The 4797-nt window shown below is 28.5% G+C and carries 5 protein-coding genes and 1 pseudogene; 5 read left to right on the top strand and 1 reads right to left on the bottom strand.

Annotated features, from left to right (window positions below; translation table 11 throughout):
- Both tilS and EZH24_RS07335 read left to right on the top strand, forming a co-directional pair.
- Positions 1–1215, top strand: a 1215-nt coding sequence (gene tilS, locus EZH24_RS07340; protein ID WP_137998470.1) for a tRNA lysidine(34) synthetase TilS, incomplete at its 5' end; no start/stop codon positions are given.
- An 89-nt stretch (positions 1216–1304) separates the two neighbouring features.
- The gene (locus EZH24_RS07335) at positions 1305–2483 is read left to right on the top strand and encodes a cation:dicarboxylate symporter family transporter (RefSeq protein WP_137998469.1); all 1179 of its coding nucleotides are present in this window, start codon (positions 1305–1307) and stop codon (positions 2481–2483) included.
- 76 nt (positions 2484–2559) lie between these two features.
- On the opposite strand, the gene EZH24_RS07330 is transcribed toward EZH24_RS07335, so the two are convergent.
- Positions 2560–3201, bottom strand: coding sequence for a queuosine precursor transporter (locus tag EZH24_RS07330; RefSeq protein ID WP_137998468.1), 642 nt, complete (start codon positions 3199–3201; stop codon positions 2560–2562).
- Positions 3202–3365: 164 nt separating this feature from the next.
- Between EZH24_RS07330 and EZH24_RS07325 the strand changes: the two genes are divergently transcribed.
- The 3 genes and pseudogenes from EZH24_RS07325 to EZH24_RS15395 all read left to right on the top strand — a co-directional run.
- The gene (locus EZH24_RS07325) at positions 3366–3782 is read left to right on the top strand and encodes a response regulator (RefSeq protein WP_137998467.1); all 417 of its coding nucleotides are present in this window, start codon (positions 3366–3368) and stop codon (positions 3780–3782) included.
- A 77-nt stretch (positions 3783–3859) separates the two neighbouring features.
- Positions 3860–4675, top strand: a complete 816-nt coding sequence (locus tag EZH24_RS07320; protein ID WP_137998466.1) for a CheR family methyltransferase — start codon at positions 3860–3862, stop codon at positions 4673–4675.
- A gap of 9 nt (positions 4676–4684) precedes the next feature.
- Positions 4685–4762 (top strand): annotated as a pseudogene (locus EZH24_RS15395) (polymer-forming cytoskeletal protein); the annotation flags it as partial.
- Positions 4763–4797 lie beyond the last annotated feature (35 nt).

Raw genomic sequence — 4797 nt, 5'->3', positions numbered from 1 at the left:
ATATCCGTTCCCGCTCCTTTAATAATTCATATCAATTATAATTTGCGAGGGGAAGAATCGAAAGAAGACGAATCATTTGCCAGAAATATTGCAAAAAAATATGATTTAAATATTTACATTAAAGAAATAAAAGAAGGAAGCTATAATAAAAAAAATATTCAAAACGAAGCGAGAAAAGACAGATATAAATTTTTTGAAGAGCTTTATAATAAAAATATTTTCGATTATTTGATTATCGCTCATAATAAAGACGATTTTGCGGAAACGATAATTTACAGAATGATTAAAGGAGCGGGAACGGATATTTATAATTGCCTTAAAAAAAAGAATAATTATATTTTACGCCCGATGCTCGATTCTTACAGAACGGATATTGAAAATTATGCGAGAGAAAATAATTTGGAATATAGAGAGGATTCCTCGAATAAAAAAAATAAATACGCGAGAAATAAAATAAGAAATTTAATTATTCCGCTTCTTGAAACGATTAATAAAAAATCGAAAGATAATATAATAAAATTTTCAAAAAGAATTTATTTGGAAAACTCATTTTTAAGAAAAAAAATTAATAATATTTATAAAAAAAATTTGATAAATAAAAATATTATAAATATAGAAAATATTAAAAATTTAAATAAAATTTTTTTAAGTAGAATAATGATAAAATTTTTATCGGAAAGCAGCAAAAATGAAATAGAAATAAACGAAAAAAGAATTTTGGAAATAATTAAAATAATAAAATCGAAAAAAAGCAATTCAATTTTAAGATTAGATAATTTTAATTTAATAAAAGAATATTATAAATTAATCGTAGAAAAAATTGATAAAAAAGAAAATGAAAAAATTTATTTGAAAATTGAAAAAGACGGAATTTATAAATTTGCAGGTAAAAAAATAAGTTTCAAAACGATTGAAAATAAAAATATAAATTATAAAGAAAAATTATATATAAAATTTGGTTATCCGATAATTATTCGGCAAAGAAAAAATGCGGATTTTTTGATTTCGTATCCGAACGGAGAGAAAAAACTTTTAAGAAAAATATTTATAGATTCAAAAATTCCTTTAAGAAAAAGAAATAATATTCCAATAATAGAAAATTCAAATAACGAAATAATTGCGGTTTATCTGAAACCTTACGCCGTTAATAGAATTTCAAAAAAAAATAAAATAACTGAAGAAGATAAATATATAATTGAAATAGATTTTATTTGAAAAATTATTAATTAAGTATTGAATATAATTAAAAAATCAATTATAATAAATAATCAAACAAATAAAAAACAAATTCAAGGAGTTTGAAAATGAAAAAGATTGGACTTTTCCCAAGAATTATTGTGGGAATAATATTGGGTATATTGGTAGGTTTGTATTTGCCCGCTCCGATTATCAGAATATTTGTAACCATAAGTTCTATATTCAGTTTATTCTTAAATTTCGTAATCCCGTTAATGATAGTTTCGTTTATCGGTTATGGAGTTGCGAGTCTCACGGAAGGGGCTTCAAAATTAATTGGCGTTACAGTTTTGGTTTCTTACGCTTCGACATTATTGGCGGGAAGTATAGCTTTTTTAGTGGCTTCAAATTTATTTCCAAGTCTTTTGAATATTACTCAATTAGGAGGAGTAAAAATCGAATCGGGACTTGAAATTTATTTTACGATTCCTTTGAAACCTTTATTCGATGTCACTTCGGCTGTTATATTCGCTTTTATACTCGGAATAGGAATAACTATGCTTCGCCCGAAAGGACAGGGAACGGAACTTTTTGCAATAGTAAAAGATTCGGAAGAAGTTATACAAGCGATACTTCAAAAAATAATCATTCCTATATTGCCCGTTCATATTTTGGGAACTTTCGCCAATTTAGCGCATGCGGGAAGCATACAAAATATTTTGGTTATATTCGGTAAAGTGTTTGTAGTGGTTATAATTCTTCATTTGCTCTACATTACGGCGTTATTTGTAATATCTGGAATAATCGGAGGGAAATCTCCTTTTATGCTTATAAAAAATCAAATTCCAGCTTATTTTACCGCTGTTGGAACTCAAAGCAGCGCGGCTACAATTCCCGTTAGTTTAATGTCCGCCGAGAAGAACGGTATTTCCGAGCAAATAAGAAATTTCGTAATTCCTCTTTGCGCCACTATTCACTTGGCGGGTTCTATGATAACGATAACATGCTGCTCTACCGCCGTTATATTGATATTGGGACAAACTCCGACTTATGCGTCAATACTTCCGTTTATATTAATGCTTGGAATTGCGATGGTTGCGGCTCCTGGCGCGCCTGGCGGAGCTATAATGAGCGCTTTGCCTTTCCTCTATATGGTTGGAATAGTTGGCGAAGAATTGCAAGGTTTAATGATAGCTTTGTATTTGACTCAAGATTCTTTTGGAACTGCGGCAAATGTTTCGGGAGATAACGCGATTGCGGTATTTGTCGATTGGTTATATAAAACGAAAATTAAAAAAGAAGCTTAAAAATTAAATTTTATTTGTTAAGAGAAGGCTTAAAAAGTCTTCTCTTTATTTTGCATTTTATTTTAAATTTATTTTTTTACTTTTTTTCTTTGACTAAATAAATCATTGGAACGCTTATAATCGTCACCGCATATTTTACAAAAAAGTTGAAAATAAATATTCCGATTAAAGCGTCTATCGGCAGAACTCCCCAAAAAGCCACAAGCACAAATAAAAAATTATCTACGGGAATGCTAAACGCGTTGCTTATCAAAACTCTTAACCATTGAAATTTATTCGTTATTTTAGCGACAAAAAAATGATAAATTTCCGTGTCGACTAATTCGGACAAAGTTGACGCCACTATCGAGGCTACCGATATTCTCATAACGGGGCTTAAAGTAGTTTGAAAAGATTCGTTAAATTCCCAACTCGAATCTGCGGGAATTTGAGAGACTATATAAAAATAAATTGGAGTAAATATATTGATAATCGCCGAAACTATTATAAGTTTTTGAGTGTTTTTTTTGCCTATAGTTTTATGAGCCATGTCTCTTATCGTAAAAGCCAAAGGATAAAGAAAAGTTCCTCCGTCCACAGCCAAACTTAAAACATTTGCAATTTTCACGCTCGCTATATTTGAAATCATTTGACAAGCGATATACGAGCAAATTATTAATATAGTCAAAAAAGATAAATTATTTTCTTTTTTATAATTATTTTTAAAATTATTTTCCATAACGATATTCCCAACCGATATATTATAAATTGATAATAATTTATGAATAATTAAAAATCAAGCGTTTATAAAGCTATTCCCTTAATATATAAAATAATTATAGATAATATTAACACTTGAAATAAAAATTATATATTATAAAATATAAATTAAGGAGTAATAGTATGGCTGAACTTAATTCAAAAAAAGGCGATGGTATAAGCGATTTGGGAAAACAATACAGGATTTTACTTATAGACGACTCGGCTTTTGTCGTAAAACAATTGCAGCAAATATTCGTTTCCGAAAATTATAAAGTTGTCGGAACTGCAGAAAACGGAGAAGAGGGCGTTCTTATGTATAAAGAATATAAACCCGATTTGGTGACTTTGGATATTACCATGCCTAAAATGGACGGAATTACGGCATTAACAAAAATTATGGAATTTGATAAAGAGGCGAAAGTCGTTATGGTGAGCGCTTTGGGTAAAGAGGATATGGTTAAAAAGGCTCTTTTGGCGGGAGCGAAAAATTATATAACCAAACCTTTGGATAGAAAAAAAGTCCTCGAAAGAATTAAAATGGTTTTGGATAAAAAATAAAATATAATATCTAAAATAAAAATAATTCCGTTATTCTTTATTATCCTTGTGAAATAAACAAAAGGAAATAATTTATTTTGAACGCGTTAAAATTAAACAGAGAAGAATTCGATTTGTTCGAAGAATTTATTTATAGAGAAAGCGGAATTCGTTTTAATTTGGTAAACGAATGCGTTTTGCAGTCGCATATATTTTCTTCGATGAAAGAAAAAGGAATTGACGAAGTTTACGATTATTATAAATTGGTTTCTTCGGATAAAGATTGTTTTGAAGAATTTTTTGAAAATATAACTATAAGTTTAACAAATTTTTTCAGAACGGAATCGGATTTTCAAATTTTACAAGAATATGTTTTGCCAAATATATTGAAACAAAAGAAAAATGGAGAACAAATAAAAATTTGGTGCGCTGGTTGTTCTACGGGAGAAGAGGCTTATTCGATTGCGATAACCTGTTTGGAAACGGAAAATATTAAAAAAGAGAATATAAGAATATTCGCGACCGATTTGTCTTTTAATTCCGTTATAATCGCAAAAGAAGGAAAATACGATATTGAAAAAATGGAAAATGTTCCCAAAAAATATTTGAAAAAGTATTTCGATAAACTTCCCGATGACAAATATTTGGTAAAAAGCGATATAAGAAATTTAATAACTTTCGATTGCCACAATTTAATCCATAAATTTCCGCAATATAATATAGACGTTATTTTTTGCAGAAATGTTTTAATATATTTCGATAACGAATCGGTTAAATTGACTGTTAATCATTTTTATGATATATTAAATAGAAATGGATTTTTATTTATAGGGCATACCGAATCTTTATTCGGGCTTGACACTAAATTTAAGTTTGCAAATTTAAATAATTCCATAATATATACGAAACAATAGGAGATTTAAATGTTTAAGAAAAACGACTCTTTAGAATCAAATTCGATTATAGGCGAAGGTTCTTATTTTAAGGGAGAATTTACCTTAAAATAAGAACCTTCGCCTATAAGATCGGAAGAGCG

The organism is Brachyspira catarrhinii (assembly GCF_005518285.1).
Classification (GTDB): Bacteria; Spirochaetota; Brachyspiria; order Brachyspirales; family Brachyspiraceae; genus Brachyspira; species Brachyspira catarrhinii.
This window is presented reverse-complemented; position numbering and strand designations above follow the sequence as displayed.